The 17171-nt window shown below is 60.9% G+C and carries 30 protein-coding genes; all 30 read left to right on the top strand.

Annotated elements, in window-relative coordinates; all coding sequences use genetic code 11:
- Position 1: 1 nt before the first annotated feature.
- The 30 genes from fusA (at position 2) to rpsD (ending at position 17147) form a co-directional block, all read left to right on the top strand.
- A complete protein-coding gene (gene fusA, locus FF090_RS03230; protein ID WP_138855362.1) occupies positions 2-2104 on the top strand; it encodes an elongation factor G in 2103 nt (700 codons plus the stop codon).
- 111 nt (positions 2105-2215) lie between these two features.
- A complete protein-coding gene (tuf, locus tag FF090_RS03235; RefSeq protein WP_138855352.1) occupies positions 2216-3406 on the top strand; it encodes an elongation factor Tu in 1191 nt (396 codons plus the stop codon).
- 50 nt (positions 3407-3456) lie between these two features.
- Positions 3457-3768: a 30S ribosomal protein S10 gene (rpsJ, locus tag FF090_RS03240; RefSeq protein ID WP_132576760.1), complete on the top strand. Its 312-nt coding sequence runs from the start codon at positions 3457-3459 to the stop codon at positions 3766-3768.
- A gap of 245 nt (positions 3769-4013) precedes the next feature.
- Positions 4014-4682, top strand: coding sequence for a 50S ribosomal protein L3 (gene rplC, locus FF090_RS03245; RefSeq protein ID WP_138855363.1), 669 nt, complete (start codon positions 4014-4016; stop codon positions 4680-4682).
- Complete coding sequence (rplD, locus tag FF090_RS03250) at positions 4682-5302, top strand: 50S ribosomal protein L4 (RefSeq protein ID WP_138855364.1); 621 nt, start codon at positions 4682-4684, stop codon at positions 5300-5302. Before rplC ends, rplD begins: the two co-directional genes overlap by 1 nt.
- Positions 5299-5613 (top strand): 50S ribosomal protein L23, encoded by a 315-nt coding sequence (gene rplW, locus FF090_RS03255; protein ID WP_138855365.1) that lies wholly within the window; start codon positions 5299-5301, stop codon positions 5611-5613. The genes rplD and rplW overlap by 4 nt, the downstream gene beginning before the upstream one ends.
- Positions 5614-6438: a 50S ribosomal protein L2 gene (gene rplB / locus FF090_RS03260; RefSeq protein ID WP_138855366.1), complete on the top strand. Its 825-nt coding sequence runs from the start codon at positions 5614-5616 to the stop codon at positions 6436-6438.
- Between the two features lie 9 nt (positions 6439-6447).
- Positions 6448-6726 (top strand): 30S ribosomal protein S19, encoded by a 279-nt coding sequence (gene rpsS, locus FF090_RS03265; protein WP_138855367.1) that lies wholly within the window; start codon positions 6448-6450, stop codon positions 6724-6726.
- Positions 6727-6737: 11 nt separating this feature from the next.
- A complete protein-coding gene (rplV, locus tag FF090_RS03270; protein WP_138855368.1) occupies positions 6738-7067 on the top strand; it encodes a 50S ribosomal protein L22 in 330 nt (109 codons plus the stop codon).
- A 16-nt stretch (positions 7068-7083) separates the two neighbouring features.
- Positions 7084-7893 (top strand): 30S ribosomal protein S3, encoded by an 810-nt coding sequence (rpsC, locus tag FF090_RS03275; protein ID WP_138855369.1) that lies wholly within the window; start codon positions 7084-7086, stop codon positions 7891-7893.
- Between the two features lie 2 nt (positions 7894-7895).
- Positions 7896-8312, top strand: a complete 417-nt coding sequence (gene rplP, locus FF090_RS03280) for a 50S ribosomal protein L16 (RefSeq protein ID WP_138855370.1) — start codon at positions 7896-7898, stop codon at positions 8310-8312.
- Positions 8313-8323: 11 nt separating this feature from the next.
- Positions 8324-8524, top strand: a complete 201-nt coding sequence (rpmC, locus tag FF090_RS03285) for a 50S ribosomal protein L29 (protein ID WP_138855371.1) — start codon at positions 8324-8326, stop codon at positions 8522-8524.
- On the top strand, positions 8521-8802 hold the full coding sequence (rpsQ, locus tag FF090_RS03290) for a 30S ribosomal protein S17 (protein WP_138855372.1): 282 nt from the start codon (positions 8521-8523) through the stop codon (positions 8800-8802). The genes rpmC and rpsQ overlap by 4 nt, the downstream gene beginning before the upstream one ends.
- A gap of 82 nt (positions 8803-8884) precedes the next feature.
- Positions 8885-9379, top strand: coding sequence for a peroxiredoxin (locus tag FF090_RS03295; protein WP_138855373.1), 495 nt, complete (start codon positions 8885-8887; stop codon positions 9377-9379).
- Positions 9380-9631: 252 nt separating this feature from the next.
- Positions 9632-10000, top strand: coding sequence for a 50S ribosomal protein L14 (rplN, locus tag FF090_RS03300; RefSeq protein ID WP_138855374.1), 369 nt, complete (start codon positions 9632-9634; stop codon positions 9998-10000).
- Positions 10001-10020: 20 nt separating this feature from the next.
- On the top strand, positions 10021-10338 hold the full coding sequence (gene rplX, locus FF090_RS03305; protein WP_138855375.1) for a 50S ribosomal protein L24: 318 nt from the start codon (positions 10021-10023) through the stop codon (positions 10336-10338).
- 11 nt (positions 10339-10349) lie between these two features.
- On the top strand, positions 10350-10889 hold the full coding sequence (gene rplE, locus FF090_RS03310) for a 50S ribosomal protein L5 (protein WP_138855376.1): 540 nt from the start codon (positions 10350-10352) through the stop codon (positions 10887-10889).
- A 9-nt stretch (positions 10890-10898) separates the two neighbouring features.
- Positions 10899-11204 carry a 30S ribosomal protein S14 gene (rpsN, locus tag FF090_RS03315; protein ID WP_138855377.1) on the top strand — a complete coding sequence of 102 codons (306 nt, stop codon included), beginning with the start codon at positions 10899-10901 and terminating at the stop codon, positions 11202-11204.
- A 24-nt stretch (positions 11205-11228) separates the two neighbouring features.
- The gene (rpsH, locus tag FF090_RS03320) at positions 11229-11624 is read left to right on the top strand and encodes a 30S ribosomal protein S8 (RefSeq protein ID WP_138855378.1); all 396 of its coding nucleotides are present in this window, start codon (positions 11229-11231) and stop codon (positions 11622-11624) included.
- Between the two features lie 17 nt (positions 11625-11641).
- Positions 11642-12175, top strand: coding sequence for a 50S ribosomal protein L6 (rplF, locus tag FF090_RS03325; RefSeq protein ID WP_138855379.1), 534 nt, complete (start codon positions 11642-11644; stop codon positions 12173-12175).
- A gap of 11 nt (positions 12176-12186) precedes the next feature.
- Positions 12187-12546, top strand: coding sequence for a 50S ribosomal protein L18 (gene rplR, locus FF090_RS03330; protein ID WP_138855380.1), 360 nt, complete (start codon positions 12187-12189; stop codon positions 12544-12546).
- A 19-nt stretch (positions 12547-12565) separates the two neighbouring features.
- Entirely contained in the window at positions 12566-13084 is a 519-nt protein-coding gene (rpsE, locus tag FF090_RS03335; RefSeq protein WP_138855381.1) for a 30S ribosomal protein S5, read from the top strand.
- A gap of 20 nt (positions 13085-13104) precedes the next feature.
- Complete coding sequence (rpmD, locus tag FF090_RS03340; RefSeq protein WP_138855382.1) at positions 13105-13287, top strand: 50S ribosomal protein L30; 183 nt, start codon at positions 13105-13107, stop codon at positions 13285-13287.
- Between the two features lie 10 nt (positions 13288-13297).
- Positions 13298-13729: a 50S ribosomal protein L15 gene (gene rplO / locus FF090_RS03345; protein ID WP_138855383.1), complete on the top strand. Its 432-nt coding sequence runs from the start codon at positions 13298-13300 to the stop codon at positions 13727-13729.
- A 24-nt stretch (positions 13730-13753) separates the two neighbouring features.
- Positions 13754-15064 carry a preprotein translocase subunit SecY gene (gene secY / locus FF090_RS03350; protein ID WP_138855384.1) on the top strand — a complete coding sequence of 437 codons (1311 nt, stop codon included), beginning with the start codon at positions 13754-13756 and terminating at the stop codon, positions 15062-15064.
- Positions 15065-15099: 35 nt separating this feature from the next.
- Entirely contained in the window at positions 15100-15318 is a 219-nt protein-coding gene (gene infA / locus FF090_RS03355; RefSeq protein WP_138855385.1) for a translation initiation factor IF-1, read from the top strand.
- 60 nt (positions 15319-15378) lie between these two features.
- Positions 15379-15492 carry a 50S ribosomal protein L36 gene (rpmJ, locus tag FF090_RS03360; RefSeq protein WP_056194202.1) on the top strand — a complete coding sequence of 38 codons (114 nt, stop codon included), beginning with the start codon at positions 15379-15381 and terminating at the stop codon, positions 15490-15492.
- Positions 15493-15527: 35 nt separating this feature from the next.
- Complete coding sequence (rpsM, locus tag FF090_RS03365; protein ID WP_138855386.1) at positions 15528-15893, top strand: 30S ribosomal protein S13; 366 nt, start codon at positions 15528-15530, stop codon at positions 15891-15893.
- Between the two features lie 27 nt (positions 15894-15920).
- Positions 15921-16325: a 30S ribosomal protein S11 gene (rpsK, locus tag FF090_RS03370; RefSeq protein ID WP_138855387.1), complete on the top strand. Its 405-nt coding sequence runs from the start codon at positions 15921-15923 to the stop codon at positions 16323-16325.
- A 198-nt stretch (positions 16326-16523) separates the two neighbouring features.
- Positions 16524-17147, top strand: coding sequence for a 30S ribosomal protein S4 (rpsD, locus tag FF090_RS03375; protein ID WP_138855388.1), 624 nt, complete (start codon positions 16524-16526; stop codon positions 17145-17147).
- Positions 17148-17171 lie beyond the last annotated feature (24 nt).

A 17171-nucleotide genomic window follows, 5' to 3' on the forward strand; every position in this document is an offset into this window, starting at 1 on the left:
CATGGCCCGCAAGACCCCCATCGAGCGCTATCGCAACATCGGCATCTCGGCGCACATCGACGCCGGCAAGACGACGACGACCGAGCGCATCCTGTTCTATACCGGCGTCAACCACAAGATCGGCGAGGTGCACGACGGCGCCGCGACGATGGACTGGATGGAGCAGGAGCAAGAGCGCGGCATCACGATCACCTCGGCTGCCACGACCTGTTTCTGGAAGGGCATGGATCTGTCCCTGCCCGAGCACCGCATCAACATCATTGACACCCCGGGCCACGTCGACTTCACCATTGAAGTTGAGCGCTCGATGCGCGTGCTCGACGGTGCTTGCATGGTCTATTGCGCCGTGGGTGGCGTGCAGCCCCAGTCGGAAACCGTCTGGCGCCAGGCCAACAAGTACAAGGTGCCGCGTCTGGCCTTTGTGAACAAGATGGACCGCACGGGCGCGAACTTCTTCAAGGTCGTGGACCAGATGAAGACCCGCCTGAAGGGCAACCCTGTGCCCATCGTGATCCCCATTGGTGCCGAAGAAAACTTCAAGGGCGTTGTCGACCTGCTCAAGATGAAGTCCATCCTCTGGGATGAGGCCTCGCAGGGCATGAAGTTCACCTACGGTGAGATCCCGGCTGAACTGCTCGAAGTCGCTCAAGAGTGGCGCGAGAAGATGGTCGAGGCCGCCGCCGAGGCCAGCGAAGAGCTGATGAACAAGTACCTGGAAACGGGCGACTTGAGCGAAGAAGAAATCAAGTCGGCCATCCGCACCCGCACCCTGGCAGCTGAGATTCAGCCGATGTTCTGCGGCACCGCCTTCAAGAACAAGGGCGTGCAGCGCATGCTGGACGGCGTGATCGACTTCATGCCTTCGCCGGTGGACATCCCCCCGGTTCCGGGTACGGACGATGACGACCAGCCGACCTCGCGCCGTCCTGCTGACGACGAGAAGTTCGCCGCTCTGGCCTTCAAGCTGATGACTGACCCCTACGTCGGTCAGCTGACCTTCGTGCGCGTCTACTCGGGCGTGCTGAAGTCTGGCGACTCGGTCTTCAACCCGATCAAGGGCAAGAAAGAGCGTATCGGCCGTATCTTGCAGATGCATGCCAACCAGCGTGAGGAAATCTCCGAGATTCTGGCCGGCGACATTGCCGCCTGCGTGGGCCTGAAGGAAGTGACCACGGGTGAAACCCTGTGCGATCCGGAATCGCTGATCACGCTGGAAAAGATGGTCTTCCCGGAGCCGGTGATCTCGCAGGCAGTCGAGCCCAAGACAAAGGCCGACCAGGAAAAGATGGGTGTTGCCCTGGGCCGTCTGGCCAAGGAAGATCCGTCCTTCCGCGTGCGCACTGACGAAGAGAGTGGCCAGACCATCATCTCCGGCATGGGCGAACTGCACCTGGAAATCATTGTCGACCGCATGAAGCGCGAGTTCGGCGTGGAAGCCAACGTCGGCAAGCCGCAAGTGGCCTATCGCGAAACCATTCGCAAAACCGCGACCGATGTCGAAGGCAAGTTCGTGCGTCAGTCGGGCGGTAAGGGCCAGTACGGCCATGTGGTGCTGACCGTTGAGCCGCAAGAGCCGGGCAAGGGCTTCGAGTTCGTCGACGCCATCAAGGGCGGCGTGGTGCCGCGCGAGTTCATCCCGGCGGTCGAGAAGGGCATCATCGATACCCTGCCGAATGGCGTGCTGGCTGGCTTCCCGGTGGTGGACGTGAAGGTCACGCTGACCTTCGGTTCGTACCACGAAGTGGACTCGAACGAAAACGCGTTCAAGATGGCTGCCTCGATGGGCTTCAAGGAAGGCTGCCGCAAGGCTTCGCCGGTGATCCTGGAGCCGATGATGGCCGTGGAAGTCGAGACCCCGGAAGACTACGCCGGCAACGTGATGGGCGATCTGTCCAGCCGTCGCGGCATGGTCCAGGGTATGGACGACATGGTTGGCGGCGGCAAGGCCATCAAGGCCGAGGTGCCGCTGAGCGAGATGTTCGGTTACTCCACCACCCTGCGTTCGATGTCGCAAGGCCGTGCCACGTACACGATGGAGTTCAAGCACTACGCTGAGGCTCCGAAGAACGTGGCCGACGCGATCATCACCGCTCGTTCCAAGTAATTCCCCCTGGTCTGCGGGCCACTCGCCACCGGTGCCCGTCCCGGTGGAGTTCGAGTGGTTCGACAGACCTAAAACCCCAGACGGGCCTCAGTTCTTTTTGGAGATATTGCAATGGCAAAGGGTAAGTTTGAACGCACCAAGCCGCACGTCAACGTGGGCACCATCGGTCACGTGGACCATGGCAAGACCACGCTGACGGCCGCGATTGCGACCGTTCTGTCGAAGAAGTTCGGTGGCGAGGCCAAGGCCTACGACCAGATCGACGCAGCGCCTGAAGAGAAGGCTCGCGGTATCACGATCAACACCGCGCACGTTGAGTACGAGACGGCCAACCGCCACTACGCTCACGTGGACTGCCCGGGTCACGCCGACTACGTGAAGAACATGATCACCGGTGCCGCCCAGATGGACGGCGCCATTCTGGTGTGCTCGGCCGCTGACGGCCCGATGCCCCAGACCCGCGAGCACATCCTGCTGGCTCGTCAGGTGGGCGTGAAGTACATCATCGTCTTCCTGAACAAGTGCGACATGGTGGACGACGCTGAGCTGCTCGAGCTGGTCGAGATGGAAGTGCGCGAGCTGCTCTCCAAGTACGACTTCCCGGGCGACGACACCCCGATCGTCAAGGGTTCGGCCAAGCTGGCGCTGGAAGGCGACACGGGCGACCTGGGCGAGCAAGCCATCATGCGTCTGGCCGATGCGCTGGATACCTACATCCCCCAGCCTGAGCGTGCCATTGACGGCGCCTTCCTGCTGCCGGTGGAAGACGTGTTCTCGATCTCGGGCCGCGGCACCGTGGTGACCGGTCGCGTCGAGCGCGGCATCGTCAAGGTCGGTGAGGCCATCGAAATCGTGGGTATCCGCGACGTTCAGACCACCACCGTGACCGGCGTGGAAATGTTCCGCAAGCTGCTGGACCAGGGTCAGGCTGGCGACAACGTTGGCGTGCTGCTGCGCGGCACCAAGCGTGAAGACGTCGAGCGTGGTCAGGTGCTGAGCAAGCCCGGTTCGATCAAGCCGCACACCCACTTCACCGGCGAGGTGTATGTGCTGAGCAAGGACGAAGGCGGCCGCCACACCCCGTTCTTCAACAACTACCGTCCGCAGTTCTACTTCCGTACCACGGACGTGACTGGTTCGATCGAGTTGCCGAAGGACAAGGAAATGGTCATGCCTGGCGACAACGTCAGCATCACCGTCAAGCTGATCGCTCCGATCGCCATGGAAACCGGTCTGCGCTTCGCCATCCGCGAAGGTGGCCGCACCGTGGGTTCGGGCGTCGTGGCGACCATCATCGAGTAATCAATCCTTGAGGCGCGCTGGGCTCACCCGGCGCGCACGGAAGGCAAATCATGCAAAAGCAAAAAATCCGCATCCGCCTCAAGGCCTTCGATTACAAGCTGATCGATCAGTCGGCTCTGGAAATTGTTGAAACCGCCAAGCGCACCGGCGCCATCGTCAAGGGCCCCGTGCCCCTGCCGACCCGCCTGGAGCGTTTTGACATCCTGCGCTCGCCGCACGTCAACAAGACCAGCCGCGACCAGTTCGAGATTCGCACCCACCAGCGCCTGATGGACATCGTCGACCCGACGGACAAGACCGTTGACGCGCTGATGAAGTTGGACCTGCCGGCTGGCGTGGACGTCGAGATCAAGCTGCAGTAATTTCGCGCTCCGCGCGACAGGGCGACCCTTTTGGGTCGCCTTTTTTCATTCGGCCCCAAGATTCCGCTTGGCGGTCGGGCGCAATCGACACTAGAATCGCGGGCTTTCCCCGTGTGCCTAGGTGCGCTGGGATGGTGCTGCTTGTTGCTTCGGCTTGCCTGGGGTGATGTGTGGCAATTAGGGCGCCCGGCCAATCGATGTCGGGTGTGTCAAACAAAGGCCTCGATTTGGGGCTGGAGAAAGCAATGAGTCTTAGCAATCGTCTCGGATTGCTGGGCCGCAAGGTGGGCATGATGCGCATCTTCACGGACGATGGCGACGCCATCCCCGTGACGGTGCTGGATGTGTCCAACAACCGCGTGGCTCAGATCAAGACCCAAGAGAGCGACGGCTATACCGCCATTCAAGTGGCGTATGGCAACCGTAAAGCCTCTCGGGTCAGCAAGCCCGAAGCCGGTCACTTCGCCAAGGCGGGTGTGGAAGCCGGTGAAGTGCTGAAGGAGTTCCGCGTGTCCGCCGACGTCGTCGCCGAATACAAGGCTGGCGCCACCGTGCCGGTGACCCTGTTTGCCGTGGGCCAAAAGGTCGACGTGCAGGGCACCTCGATCGGTAAGGGTTTCGAGGGCACGATCAAGCGCCACAACTTCGGTTCGCAGCGCGCTTCGCACGGTAACAGCCGTTCGCACAACGTGCCGGGTTCGATCTCGATGGCGCAAGATCCGGGCCGCGTGTTTCCGGGCAAGCGCATGTCGGGTCATATGGGCGACGAAACCGTCACCACCCAGAATCTGGACATCGTCCGCATTGACGAAGCCCGCCAGCTGCTGCTGGTCAAGGGTGCCGTTCCGGGCAGCAAGAACGGCCACGTGGTCGTGCGCCCGGCCGTCAAGGCCAAGAGCAAAGGAGCCCAGTGATGCAACTCGAGCTCCTGAACGAACAAGGTCAGGCCGCCGGCAAGGTCGACGCCCCTGACACCGTTTTCGCCCGTGATTACAACGAAGCCCTGGTGCACCAGGTGGTCGTGGCCTATCAGGCCAACGCCCGCCAGGGTACCCGTGCCCAGAAGGATCGTGGCGAGGTCAAGCATTCGACCAAGAAGCCCTTCCGTCAGAAAGGCACCGGCAACGCCCGTGCTGGTATGACCTCGTCGCCGCTGTGGCGTGGAGGCGGTCGGATTTTCCCGAATCGCCCGGATGAGAACTTCAGCCACAAGCTGAACAAGAAGATGTATCGCGCCGGTATGGCGTCGATCCTGTCGCAGCTGGCCCGCGAAGGTCGCATGGCCGTGGTGGATTCGCTGAAGATCGAAGCCCCCAAGACCAAGCTGTTGGCTGCCAAGTTCAAGGCCATGGGCCTGGAATCGGTGCTGCTGATCGCCGACGAGGTGGATGACAACCTGTTCCTGGCCTCGCGCAACCTGCACAACGTGCTGGTGATCGAGCCGCGTCACGCCGACCCGCTGTCGCTGGTGCACTTCAAGAAAGTGCTCGTGACCAAGGCCGCGATGGAGCAGCTCAAGGAGATGTTCGAATGAGCGCGCCGAAGTTTGACGAGGGCCGTCTGGCCCAGGTGCTGCTGGCCCCGATCGTGAGCGAGAAGGCCACCTCGGTTGCCGAAAAGCACAACCAAGTGCTGTTCAAGGTGATGCGCGACGCCACCAAGCCGGAAATCAAGGCTGCCGTGGAGCTGATGTTCAAGGTCGAAGTGGCCTCGGTCAGCGTCGTGAACATCAAGGGCAAGACCAAGCGCTTTGGTGGCCGTGTGGGCCGCCGTGACCACGTGAAGAAGGCCTATGTGGCCCTCAAGCCGGGTCAAGAGCTGAACTTCTCCGGGGAGGCTGCGTAAATGGCCGTCGTAAAAGTTAAGCCGACCTCGCCTGGCCGTCGTGCTGTGGTGAAGGTGGTGCACAAGCACCTGCACAAGGGCGCTCCGGAAGCATCCCTGGTCGAGCCGCAGAAGCAAAAGTCTGGCCGTAACAACAACGGTCACATCACGATGCGCCACAAGGGCGGTGGTCATAAGCACCACTACCGCGTGGTGGACTTCCGTCGCAACAAGGACGGCATTCCGGCCAAGGTCGAGCGCATTGAGTACGACCCCAACCGTACGGCTCACATCGCTCTGGTGTGCTATGCCGACGGCGAGCGTCGCTACATCATTGCCCCGCGCAATCTGGAAGTGGGCACGACCCTGCTGAGCGGCGCTGAGGCTCCGATCAAGCCGGGCAATACCTTGCCGATCCGCAACATCCCCATCGGTTCGACCATTCACTGCGTCGAGATGCTGCCGGGCAAGGGCGCTCAGATCGCCCGTTCGGCTGGCACCTCGGTGACCCTGATGGCGCGTGATGGTGCCTACGCTCAGATCCGTCTGCGTTCGGGCGAAGTGCGCAAAGTGCACATCGACTGCCGTGCGACCCTGGGTGAAGTCAGCAACGAAGAGCACAACCTGCGCCAGTACGGCAAGGCCGGTGCCAAGCGTTGGCTGGGCATTCGTCCGACCGTCCGTGGTACCGCGATGAACCCAGTGGATCACCCGCACGGTGGTGGCGAAGGCCGCACCGGCGAGGGCCAGGTCCCTGTGTCGCCGTGGAACACCATGACCAAGGGTTTCCGTACCCGTTCCAACAAGCGCACGCAGACCTTCATCGTCTCGCGTCGCAAGAAATAAGGGGCCGTCATGAGTCGTTCTCTTAAGAAGGGCCCGTTCGTCGACGCCCACCTGATGGCCAAGGTCGAAAAGGCCAGCGCCAACAAGGACAAGAAGCCGATCAAGACCTGGTCGCGCCGTTCGACCATCCTGCCCGAGTTCATCGGTCTGACCATTGCCGTGCACAACGGACGTCAGCACGTGCCGGTCTATGTGAGTGACCAGATGGTTGGTCACAAACTGGGTGAATTCGCGCTGACCCGTACCTTCAAGGGTCACCCGGCCGACAAGAAGGCCGGTAAGAAGTAAGGATGCCCACGATGGAAACCAAAGCAATCGTTCGCGGCGTCCGCCTGTCCTGCGATAAGGGCCGCCTTGTGGCGGACCTGATCCGCGGCAAGAAGGTGGACCAGGCGCTCAACATCCTGACCTTCACCCAGAAGAAGGCCGCCGGCATCATCAAGAAGGCTCTGGAGTCGGCTATCGCCAACGCCGAGCACAACGACGGTGCCGATATCGACGCTCTGAAGGTGACCTCGATTTACGTCGAGCAAGGCACCACGCTGAAGCGTTTCACCGCGCGCGCCAAGGGTCGTGGCAACCGCATCAGCAAGCCCACCTGTCACATCTATGTGACGGTCGGCAACTGAGGGGGCTGGAGAGACTATGGGACAAAAAATCCATCCGGTTGGCTTCCGCCTGCCCGTTACCCGTAATTGGTCCTCGCGCTGGTACGCGTCGAGCCGCAACTTCGCCGGCATGCTGGCCGAAGACCTGCGCGTTCGCGAGTTCCTGAAGACCAAGCTCAAGAATGCCGCGGTCTCGCGCATCCTGATCGAGCGCCCCGCCAAGAACGCCCGCATCACCATCTTCTCGGCACGCCCGGGCGTGGTGATCGGCAAGAAGGGCGAGGACATCGAGAACCTGAAGGCTCAACTCGGCAAGTTGCTGGGCGTGCCGGTGGCCGTGAACATCGAAGAAGTGCGCAAGCCCGAAGTCGATGCTCAACTGATCGCCGAATCGATCACCCAGCAGCTCGAGAAGCGCATCATGTTCCGTCGCGCCATGAAGCGTGCGATGCAGAACGCCATGCGTCTGGGTGCTCAAGGCATCAAGATCATGTCGGCCGGTCGTTTGAACGGCATCGAAATCGCCCGTACCGAGTGGTATCGCGAAGGTCGCGTGCCCCTTCACACCCTGAAGGCGGACATCGACTACGGCACCTCGGAAGCCAAGACCACCTACGGCGTCATCGGCGTCAAGGTCTGGGTCTACCGTGGCGACCGCTTGGCCAACGGCGAAGCGCCGGTGCTCAAGTGCGTCGAGGGCGAAGACGATCGTCGCAACCGCCGTCCGGGCCGTCCGGGTCCTGGCCGTGGTCGTGATGGCAAGCCGGGCGAGGGCGGTGACCGTCCTGCAGCCAAGCGCGTGGTGCGCCAGCCGGCTAACGCCGCTGCTGCGCCCAAAGGAGACTAAACATGCTGCAACCTGCTCGTCGCAAATTCCGCAAAGAGCAAAAGGGCCGCAACACCGGCGTCGCCACCCGTGGCGCCCAGGTGTCGTTTGGCGAGTTTGGCCTGAAGGCCACCGAGCGCGGTCGTATCACCGCTCGCCAGATCGAAGCAGCCCGTCGTGCCATCTCGCGCCATATCAAGCGCGGCGGCCGCATCTTCATCCGCATCTTCCCGGACAAGCCGATTTCTAAGAAGCCTGCCGAAGTGCGTATGGGTAACGGTAAGGGCAATCCGGAGTACTACGTCGCTGAGATTCAGCCGGGCAAGGTGCTCTATGAACTCAACGGCGTGCCGGAAGCTTTGGCCCGTGAGGCGTTCACTCTGGCTGCAGCCAAGCTGCCGCTGAAGTGCACCTTCGTCGAACGCCAGCTCGGCGCCTGAAAGGGAAGACCATGAAGGCATCTGAACTGCGCGCCAAAGACGTGGCCGCACTCGAAACCGAAGTCAAAGAGCTGCTCAAGGCCCATTTCGGCCTGCGCATGCAAAAGGCTACCCAGCAACTGTCCAACCACACGATGCTCGGCAAGACCCGCCGCGACATCGCTCGTGCCAAGACCGTGCTGGCCCAGAAGAAGAAGGAGTCGGCCAAATGAGCAACGTCGCCACGCAAGCCGCTGCGAAAGTGCAGCGCACGCTGGTGGGCCGTGTGGTCAGCGACAAGCGCGCCAAGACCATCACCGTGCTCGTCGAGCGCCGCACCAAGCACGAGCTGTACGGCAAGATCGTCGCCACCTCCCGCAAGTACCACGCCCACGATGAAAAGGGCGAGTACAAGATGGGTGATGTCGTTGAGATCGCCGAAAGCCGTCCGCTGTCCAAGACCAAGAACTGGGTTGTGACCCGCTTGGTCGAGCGCGCTGAGACGGTCTAAGTACCGGCTCAACCGCCCAAGCCGCACGCCGCTCTCGCGCCGTGCGGCTTTTTCATTTTCGTCACCGCAAAGGTGCTGTCTGATGATCGGGACCTCTCTCCCCTCGGTCACACTCTATGAGTGCCCGCCCGCGCTTGAAGGGGCCTGTCCCTCAGGCCCTGTCGCCGTTGACATGCGTGCCGAGTCGGCGGGCAAGACGGTGCTTCTCTTTGCCCTGCCAGGCGCATTCACGCCTACTTGCTCCGCCCAGCACTTGCCCGGCTATGTCCACCATGCGGCTGCATTGCGAGCGAAAGGTGTGGACGAAATTTGGTGTGTCTCCGTCAACGATGCCTTTGTGATGAGAGCCTGGGGTGATGCACTCGGCGTTGGCTCATCGATACGAATGCTTGCGGACGGCAACGCCGATCTGGCGGGCGCCTTGGGCTTGACGCTGGACCTGCGCGGGCGCGGAATGGGCATCCGTTCACAGCGATTTGCGCTCCTGATTCGGGATGGCTGCGTGGTGGACGCGCAAGTCGAAGAGCCCGGAAAGCTGGTCTGCAGTCGCGCCGAGAACATGCTCGCCTTGCTGTAGGTTGGCGTCGCCTGTTGCCTTGAGTGGTTGTGTTTCGCAGCCCTCATCTTCTCTGCAACAAGTGCTTGACTCTCGCTCTGAAGCTCACGCATAATGCTAGGCTTCGCTGACTGAATTCACGCGTGTTCACGCGACGACTCAGTCAGTATCTGCCCTCAACCGCTGAGGTGCCCAAGATGGGCGCCAAAGCACACGGGCCCAAGACTGACCGCAATGCGCTTTGGCGCGGAGCGGGAAAAGTTGGGAATTGACATGATCCAAATGCAATCGCGACTCGACGTCGCGGACAACACGGGCGCGAAGTCCGTCATGTGCATCAAGGTGCTGGGTGGCTCCAAGCGTCGCTACGCCGGCATCGGTGATGTGATCAAGGTCAGCATCAAAGAAGCTGCGCCGCGTGGCCGCGTCAAAAAGGGCGAAATCTACAACGCCGTGGTGGTGCGTACTGCCAAGGGCGTGCGTCGCCAAGATGGCTCGCTGGTGAAGTTCGACGGCAACGCCGCCGTGCTGCTGAATGCCAAGCTGGAGCCGATTGGCACCCGTATCTTTGGCCCGGTCACTCGTGAATTGCGCAGCGAGCGCTTCATGAAGATCGTGTCTCTGGCGCCGGAAGTGCTGTAAAGCGCGGCAAAAGGACAGACATGAACAAGATTCGTAAAGGCGACCAGGTCATCGTTTTGACCGGCCGCGACAAGGGCAAGCGCGGCACTGTTGCTGAGCGCGTTGATGCCGAGCGCCTGATCGTTGAGGGTGTGAACGTTGCCAAGAAGCACGTCAAGCCCAACCCGATGAAGGGCACCACCGGTGGTGTGGTGGACAAGGCTATGCCGATCCATCAATCGAACGTCGCAATCTTCAATGCGGAAACCGGCAAGGCCGACCGCGTGGGGATCAAGCTGCTGGAAGACGGGAAGAAAGTCCGTGTCTTCAAGAGCAGTGGCGCCGAACTCAAAGTTTGACGAGGTCGCACATGGCTCGTTTGCAAGCGTTTTATCGCGAAAAAGTGGTGCCGGCTCTCGTTGAGAAGTTTGGCTACAAGTCCACCATGCAAGCTCCGCGCATCACCAAGATCACCCTGAACATGGGCGTGAGCGAGGCGGTGGCGGACAAGAAGGTGATGGATCACGCCGTCGGCGACTTGACCAAGATTGCTGGCCAAAAGCCCGTGGTTACCAAGTCGCGCAAGGCCATCGCGGGTTTCAAGATCCGTGAAGATGTGCCCATCGGCTGCATGGTCACCCTGCGCGGCGCGCAGATGTATGAATTCCTGGATCGCTTCGTGACGATCGCGCTGCCTCGCGTGCGCGACTTCCGCGGCATCTCGGGTCGTTCGTTTGACGGCCGCGGCAACTACAACATCGGCGTCAAAGAACAGATCATCTTCCCCGAAATCGATTACGACAAGGTGGATGCTCTGCGTGGTCTGAACATCAGCATCACGACGACCGCCAAGAGCGACGAGGAAGCCAAGGCCCTTCTGCAGGCCTTCAAATTCCCGTTCAAGAACTGAGGCACCAACATGGCAAAGCTTTCGATCAAGCAGCGCGAAGAGAAGCGCGAAAAGTTGGTGGCCAAGTTCGCCAAGAAGTACGCCGAGCTGAAGGCCGTCATCAATGACGCCAAGCGTTCGGACGAAGAGCGCTACGCAGCCCGCCTGGAACTGCAGAAGTTGCCCCGCAATGCGAACCCGACCCGTCTGCGCAATCGTTGCGAACTGACCGGTCGCGCCCGTGGCACTTTCCGCACCTTCGGCCTGGGCCGCAGCAAGATCCGTGAACTGGCCTTCAAAGGTGACATCCCCGGTGTCATCAAGGCCAGCTGGTAATCGGCAGGATTTGGAGATTTACCAATGAGCATGAGTGATCCCATCGCCGACATGCTGACTCGCATTCGTAATGCGCAGTTGGTTGAGAAGTCGAGCGTGAACATGCCCTCCTCCAAACTCAAGGTGGCGATTGCCAAGGTCTTGAAGGATGAGGGTTACATCGAGAACTTCGTGGTGCGCGGTGAAGCCGCTCGTCCGGAGCTTGAGATTGAATTGAAGTACTACGCCGGTCGTCCGGTGATCGAGCGCATCGAGCGCGTGAGCCGTCCCGGCCTGCGCATCTACAAGGGCCGCCACGACATCCCGCAAGTGATGAACGGCCTCGGTGTTGCAATCATCACCACGCCCATGGGCGTGATGACCGACCGCAAAGCACGTCAAGCCGGTATCGGCGGCGAAGTGCTCTGCTACGTCGCCTAAGCGCTGGAGGTATCGCAATGTCCCGCGTTGGAAAAATGCCGGTCGCGATCCCGCAAGGCGTGGATGTGACCGTTTCGAATGGCCAAATCAGTGTGAAGGGTGCTATGGGCACCCTGGTGCGTCCCGCGCACGCACTGGTGCAGGTCAATAGTGAAGCTGGCAAGCTGAGCTTCGCCCCCGCTGACGACAGTGCCGCTGCGAATGCGATGAGCGGTACCGTTCGTGCGCTGGTGGCCAATATGGTCCACGGCGTGAGCAAGGGTTTTGAGCGCAAGCTGAACCTGGTGGGCGTGGGTTTCCGTGCCCAGGCTCAAGGTCAGAAGCTGAACCTGCAGATCGGTTTTTCTCACCCGGTGGTGAAGGAAATGCCGGCTGGTATCAAGGTTGAGTGCCCGACCCAGACCGAAATCCTGATCAAGGGCGCTGACCGTCAGGTCGTCGGCCAGATCGCCGCCGAGGTGCGTGCCTTCCGTCCGCCTGAGCCTTACAAGGGCAAGGGCATCCGTTATTCGGACGAGAAGGTCTCCCTCAAAGAGACCAAGAAGAAGTAAGGAGCCGCAAGATGCTGAACAAGAAAGAACAGCGCCTGCGCCGTGCGCGTCAAACCCGCGTGCGCATTGCGCTCCAAGTCAAGGCTCGCCTGACGGTCTTCCGTTCCAACCTGCACATCTACGCGAACCTGATTTCCGAAGATGGCAGCAAGGTGCTGGCCTCCGCTTCGACGGCCGAAAAGGGTCTGCGTACCGAGCTCAAGGGCAATGGCGGCAACGTCGCTGCAGCCCAGATGGTCGGCAAGATGATCGCCGAGAAGGCCAAGGCAGCGGGCGTCGAGTCCGTCGCCTTCGACCGTGCGGGCTATGCCTACCACGGCCGTATCAAGGCCTTGGCTGATGCCGCGCGTGAAGCCGGTCTGAAGTTCTAAGCATTCGGGAGCATAGGAAATGGCAAAGTTTCAACCCCGCGTGCAGGAAGATGGTCGCGACGACGGTCTGCGCGAGAAGATGATTGCGGTGAACCGCGTCACCAAAGTGGTGAAGGGCGGTCGCATTCTGGGTTTCGCTGCGTTGACCGTGGTTGGTGACGGCGATGGCCGTATCGGCATGGGCAAGGGCAAGGCGCGTGAAGTGCCGGTGGCCGTGCAAAAGGCCATGGAGTCGGCTCGCCGCAACATGGTCAAGGTCAGCCTGCGCAACGGCTCGGTTCATCACAACGTGATCGGTGAGCACGGTGCTTCCCGCGTCATGCTGGCTCCGGCTCCTGCCGGTACCGGCGTGATCGCTGGCGGCCCGATGCGTGCCGTGTTCGAAGTGATGGGCGTGACCGATATCGTGAGCAAGAGCCACGGTTCGACCAACCCCTACAACATGGTCCGTGCGACGCTGGATGCGCTGAAGCGCTCGAGCACGCCGGCCGAGGTCGCCGCCAAGCGCGGCAAGACCGTCGAAGAGTTGTTCAACTAATCGGCGGCGCTGGAGGACCTATGTCTGAAAAGAAAACCGTGACGGTGAAGCTGGTTCGCAGCGTGGCCGGGACCCGTGAGTCGCATCGCGCGACCGTTCGTGGTCTGGGCCTGCGCAAGCTGAATAGCCAGAGCACCCTGGAAGACACCCCCGCAGTGCGCGGCATGATCACCAAGGTCGCGTACCTGGTGCAAGTGCTCTGAGGAACTGACGATGGAACTGAATAACATCAAGCCCGCCTCGGGCGCCAAGCACGCCAAGCGTCGCGTTGGTCGTGGCATCGGCTCCGGTCTGGGCAAGACGGCCGGTCGTGGTCACAAGGGTCAGAAGTCGCGTGCTGGTGGCTTCCACAAGGTCGGCTTCGAGGGCGGTCAGATGCCCCTGCAGCGTCGCCTGCCCAAGCGTGGCTTCAAGTCGGTTGCTTTGAAGTTCGCTGCCGAAGTGACCCTGAGCGATCTGCAGCGCATCGGCGCCGAAGAGATCGATCTGTTGGTTCTGAAGGCTGCTGGCTTTGTTGGCGAACTGATCAAGAACGTCAAGGTCATCAAGTCGGGCGAGCTGTCGCGCAAAGTGGTGCTGAAGGGCATCGGCGCAACGGCTGGTGCAAAGGCCGCCATCGAGGCTGCCGGCGGCCAGGTCGCCTGACAGCAGTCCTGAACGCGAGGTCTCGTGGCATCCAACGCGCAACAGCTGGCACGTAGCGGTCGCTTCGGCGACCTGCAGCGGCGGCTCGTCTTCCTGATCCTGGCTTTGGTGGTGTATCGCATTGGTGCGCACATCCCGGTGCCGGGTATTGATCCGCTTCAGCTTCAACAGCTGTTCAAGGGTCAACAGGGCGGCATCCTGAGCCTGTTCAACATGTTCTCGGGGGGCGCGTTGTCGCGTTTCGCCGTGCTCGCGTTGGGCATCACGCCGTACATCTCGGCCTCCATCGTCATTCAGCTCATGACGCATGTGATGCCGGCGCTGGAGGCTTTGAAGAAGGAAGGCGAAGCGGGTCGCCGCAAGATTACGCAGTACACCCGCTATGCCACGCTGGGGCTGGCTTTGTTCCAAGGTATCAGCATTGCGCTGGCTCTGGAGTCGTCGCCTGGCTTGGTTTTGAGCCCTGGTTTTGGCTTCCGTTTGACGGCGGTGAGCAGCCTGGTGGCCGGCACCATGTTCCTGATGTGGCTGGGTGAGCAGATCACCGAGCGTGGTTTGGGCAACGGCATTTCGATCCTGATCTTCGCGGGTATCGCGGCCGGCTTGCCGGGCGCCTTCGGTCAGATGCTTGAGCTGGTTCGCACCGGTTCTATGCACCCCGCTTCGGCGCTGTTCATCAGTGTGATCGTGGTGCTGGTGACTTGGGGCGTGGTCTTTGTTGAGCGTGGCCAGCGCAAGATCTTGGTGAATTACGCCAAGCGTCAGGTTGGCAACAAGGTTTATGGTGGCCAGTCGTCGCACCTGCCCTTGAAGCTCAACATGAGCGGTGTGATTCCTCCGATCTTTGCGTCGTCCATCATCTTGTTGCCGGCAACGGTGGTGAGCTGGGTCTCGACGGGCGATAGCCTGCGTTGGTTGAAGGACATGGCCGATGCGCTGCGTCCCGGCGAGCCCGTGTATGTGCTGCTGTATGGCGCCGCCATCGTGTTCTTCTGCTTCTTCTACACGGCCCTTGTTTTCAACAGCCGTGAGACCGCAGACAACTTGAAGAAGAGCGGCGCCTTCGTGCCCGGTATTCGACCCGGTGAGCAGACGGCGAAGCACATCGACAAGATTCTTGGTCGCTTGACGCTGGCCGGCGCGGTGTACATCACGGCGGTCTGTTTGCTGCCTGAGTTCCTGATGTTGAAGTACAGCAATTTGTTCTACTTCGGCGGGACGTCCTTGTTGATCATCGTGGTCGTCACGATGGACTTCTGGGCCCAGGTGCAGTCTTACGTGATGAGTCAGCAGTACGAGTCGCTGCTGAAGAAGGCGAATTTCAAGGCGAACTAATTCGTTGGTTTGCCAGTGCAAGTGTTAGTAAAGGCATGGCCAAAGACGACAGCATTCAGATGCAGGGTGAGATCCTAGAGAACTTACCCAACGCGACGTTTCGCGTGAAGCTGGAGAATGGACATGTAGTCCTTGGTCATATTTCGGGAAAGATGCGGATGCACTACATCCGCATTCTTCCCGGGGACAGGGTCACCGTTGAGTTGACCCCGTACGATTTGAGTCGTGCTCGCATCGTATTCCGGGCGAAGTGAGCGAGAAACAAACCCGGGATGACGCTGTCAAAGCGCATTTAGAAGGTCTAGGAGCAGAACATGAAGGTTTCGGCATCGGTCAAGCAGATGTGCCGCAATTGCAAGATCATCCGTCGCAAGGGCGTGGTGCGCGTGATCTGCACGGATCCGCGTCACAAGCAGCGTCAGGGCTGATAGAGCGCCCTACGGAAGAGAACTAGAGGTATCCCATGGCACGTATTGCTGGTATCAACATCCCGCCCCAGAAGCACACCGAAATCGGTCTGACTTCCATCTATGGCATCGGCCGCACCACGGCGCAGAAGATCTGCACCGCTTGTGGCGTCCCGTTCGACAAGAAGGTCAAGGACCTGAACGACGGCGAACTTGAGAAGATCCGTGATGAGATCTCCAAGATGACCATCGAGGGTGACCTGCGTCGGGAGATGTCGATCAACATCAAGCGCTTGATGGATCTGGGCTGCTATCGCGGCTTCCGTCATCGCCGTGGTCTTCCGATGCGCGGTCAGCGCACCCGCACCAACGCCCGCACCCGCAAGGGTCCGAAGCGTTCGGCGGCGACCGGTAAGAAGTAATCGCGGCTGCAAAGAAGAAAGAGCACTATGGCTAAGGCACCGAGCAACAACGCCGCCCAGCGCGTGCGCAAGAAAGTCCGCAAGAATGTTGCGGACGGCATCGCCCACGTTCACGCGTCGTTCAACAACACCATCATCACCATCACCGACCGTCAAGGCGGCGCCCTGAGCTGGGCTTCGTCGGGTGGCCAGGGCTTCAAGGGTTCGCGCAAGTCGACCCCGTTTGCAGCCCAGGTGGCAGCCGAGGTGGCGGGCCGTGCGGCCCAAGAGCAGGGCATCAAGAACCTGGACGTCAAGATCAAGGGCCCAGGCCCGGGTCGTGAGTCTTCGGTGCGCGCTCTGGCCGCTCTGGGCATCCGCATCGCTTCGATCTCTGACGTGACGCCGGTGCCGCACAACGGCTGCCGTCCGCAGAAGCGTCGTCGCATCTGAGGCACGCCTCTAGAAGAAATTGAGAAAGCTTGCGCGATAATCGCGGGCTTTCCAAAGCCGGTGGCCGCCTGTCTGGGCGGCGCCGGCGCTTTTCGTTGGTCCAACAGACCACAAGACCACCGTCTGAGCGTTTCGAACAACACCCGCCAGACTCGCGTCAGCGCGCCGCGCCGACGTTAGATTGAAGAAGGACTCAAAGTGGCACGTTATCTCGGCCCCAAGGCCAAGCTTTCCCGCCGTGAAGGCACCGACTTGTTCCTGAAGAGCGCCCGCCGCGCCATCAGCGACAAGTGCAAGTTCGACAGCAAGCCGGGCCAGCATGGCCGCACCTCCGGCCAGCGCACTAGCGACTTCGGTCTGCAGCTGCGTGAAAAGCAGAAGGTCAAGCGCATGTATGGCGTGCTGGAGCGTCAGTTCCGCCGCTACTTCGCTGAAGCCGAGCGCCGCAAGGGTTCGACCGGCGTGAACCTGCTGACGCTGCTCGAGTCGCGTCTGGACAATGTGGTCTATCGCATGGGCTTTGGCTCCACGCGTGCCGAGGCCCGCCAGATGGTTTCGCACAAGAGCATCACCGTGAACGGCCAGACCGTGAACATCGCCTCTTACATGGTCAAGGTCGGTGACGTGGTTGCCGTGCGTGAAAAGGCCAAGAAGCAGCTGCGCATCGTGGATTCGCTGAAGTTGGCCGAGTCGATCGGTTTCCCGGCCTGGGTTCAGATCGACACCACGAAGATGGAAGGTGTTTTCAAGAAGACGCCGGATCGTGATGAGTTCGGTGCCGACATCAACGAATCGTTGATCGTCGAGTTGTACTCGCGTTGATTGCCCGCTGGGACGGGGCGGTGT

The organism is Inhella inkyongensis, from assembly GCF_005952805.1.
Lineage (GTDB): Bacteria > Pseudomonadota > Gammaproteobacteria > Burkholderiales > Burkholderiaceae_C > Inhella > Inhella inkyongensis.

Bases quoted from the DNA above. Each gene is read 5' to 3' on its own strand.
- fusA (WP_138855362.1), top strand. From the start codon at position 2: ATGGCCCGCAAGACCCCCATCGAGCGCTATCGCAACATCGGCATCTCG.
- tuf (WP_138855352.1), top strand. From the start codon at position 2,216: ATGGCAAAGGGTAAGTTTGAACGCACCAAGCCGCACGTCAACGTGGGC.
- rpsJ (WP_132576760.1), top strand. From the start codon at position 3,457: ATGCAAAAGCAAAAAATCCGCATCCGCCTCAAGGCCTTCGATTACAAG.
- rplC (WP_138855363.1), top strand. From the start codon at position 4,014: ATGAGTCTTAGCAATCGTCTCGGATTGCTGGGCCGCAAGGTGGGCATG.
- rplD (WP_138855364.1), top strand. From the start codon at position 4,682: ATGCAACTCGAGCTCCTGAACGAACAAGGTCAGGCCGCCGGCAAGGTC.
- rplW (WP_138855365.1), top strand. From the start codon at position 5,299: ATGAGCGCGCCGAAGTTTGACGAGGGCCGTCTGGCCCAGGTGCTGCTG.
- rplB (WP_138855366.1), top strand. From the start codon at position 5,614: ATGGCCGTCGTAAAAGTTAAGCCGACCTCGCCTGGCCGTCGTGCTGTG.
- rpsS (WP_138855367.1), top strand. From the start codon at position 6,448: ATGAGTCGTTCTCTTAAGAAGGGCCCGTTCGTCGACGCCCACCTGATG.
- rplV (WP_138855368.1), top strand. From the start codon at position 6,738: ATGGAAACCAAAGCAATCGTTCGCGGCGTCCGCCTGTCCTGCGATAAG.
- rpsC (WP_138855369.1), top strand. From the start codon at position 7,084: ATGGGACAAAAAATCCATCCGGTTGGCTTCCGCCTGCCCGTTACCCGT.
- rplP (WP_138855370.1), top strand. From the start codon at position 7,896: ATGCTGCAACCTGCTCGTCGCAAATTCCGCAAAGAGCAAAAGGGCCGC.
- rpmC (WP_138855371.1), top strand. From the start codon at position 8,324: ATGAAGGCATCTGAACTGCGCGCCAAAGACGTGGCCGCACTCGAAACC.
- rpsQ (WP_138855372.1), top strand. From the start codon at position 8,521: ATGAGCAACGTCGCCACGCAAGCCGCTGCGAAAGTGCAGCGCACGCTG.
- FF090_RS03295 (WP_138855373.1), top strand. From the start codon at position 8,885: ATGATCGGGACCTCTCTCCCCTCGGTCACACTCTATGAGTGCCCGCCC.
- rplN (WP_138855374.1), top strand. From the start codon at position 9,632: ATGATCCAAATGCAATCGCGACTCGACGTCGCGGACAACACGGGCGCG.
- rplX (WP_138855375.1), top strand. From the start codon at position 10,021: ATGAACAAGATTCGTAAAGGCGACCAGGTCATCGTTTTGACCGGCCGC.
- rplE (WP_138855376.1), top strand. From the start codon at position 10,350: ATGGCTCGTTTGCAAGCGTTTTATCGCGAAAAAGTGGTGCCGGCTCTC.
- rpsN (WP_138855377.1), top strand. From the start codon at position 10,899: ATGGCAAAGCTTTCGATCAAGCAGCGCGAAGAGAAGCGCGAAAAGTTG.
- rpsH (WP_138855378.1), top strand. From the start codon at position 11,229: ATGAGCATGAGTGATCCCATCGCCGACATGCTGACTCGCATTCGTAAT.
- rplF (WP_138855379.1), top strand. From the start codon at position 11,642: ATGTCCCGCGTTGGAAAAATGCCGGTCGCGATCCCGCAAGGCGTGGAT.
- rplR (WP_138855380.1), top strand. From the start codon at position 12,187: ATGCTGAACAAGAAAGAACAGCGCCTGCGCCGTGCGCGTCAAACCCGC.
- rpsE (WP_138855381.1), top strand. From the start codon at position 12,566: ATGGCAAAGTTTCAACCCCGCGTGCAGGAAGATGGTCGCGACGACGGT.
- rpmD (WP_138855382.1), top strand. From the start codon at position 13,105: ATGTCTGAAAAGAAAACCGTGACGGTGAAGCTGGTTCGCAGCGTGGCC.
- rplO (WP_138855383.1), top strand. From the start codon at position 13,298: ATGGAACTGAATAACATCAAGCCCGCCTCGGGCGCCAAGCACGCCAAG.
- infA (WP_138855385.1), top strand. From the start codon at position 15,100: ATGGCCAAAGACGACAGCATTCAGATGCAGGGTGAGATCCTAGAGAAC.
- rpmJ (WP_056194202.1), top strand. From the start codon at position 15,379: ATGAAGGTTTCGGCATCGGTCAAGCAGATGTGCCGCAATTGCAAGATC.
- rpsM (WP_138855386.1), top strand. From the start codon at position 15,528: ATGGCACGTATTGCTGGTATCAACATCCCGCCCCAGAAGCACACCGAA.
- rpsK (WP_138855387.1), top strand. From the start codon at position 15,921: ATGGCTAAGGCACCGAGCAACAACGCCGCCCAGCGCGTGCGCAAGAAA.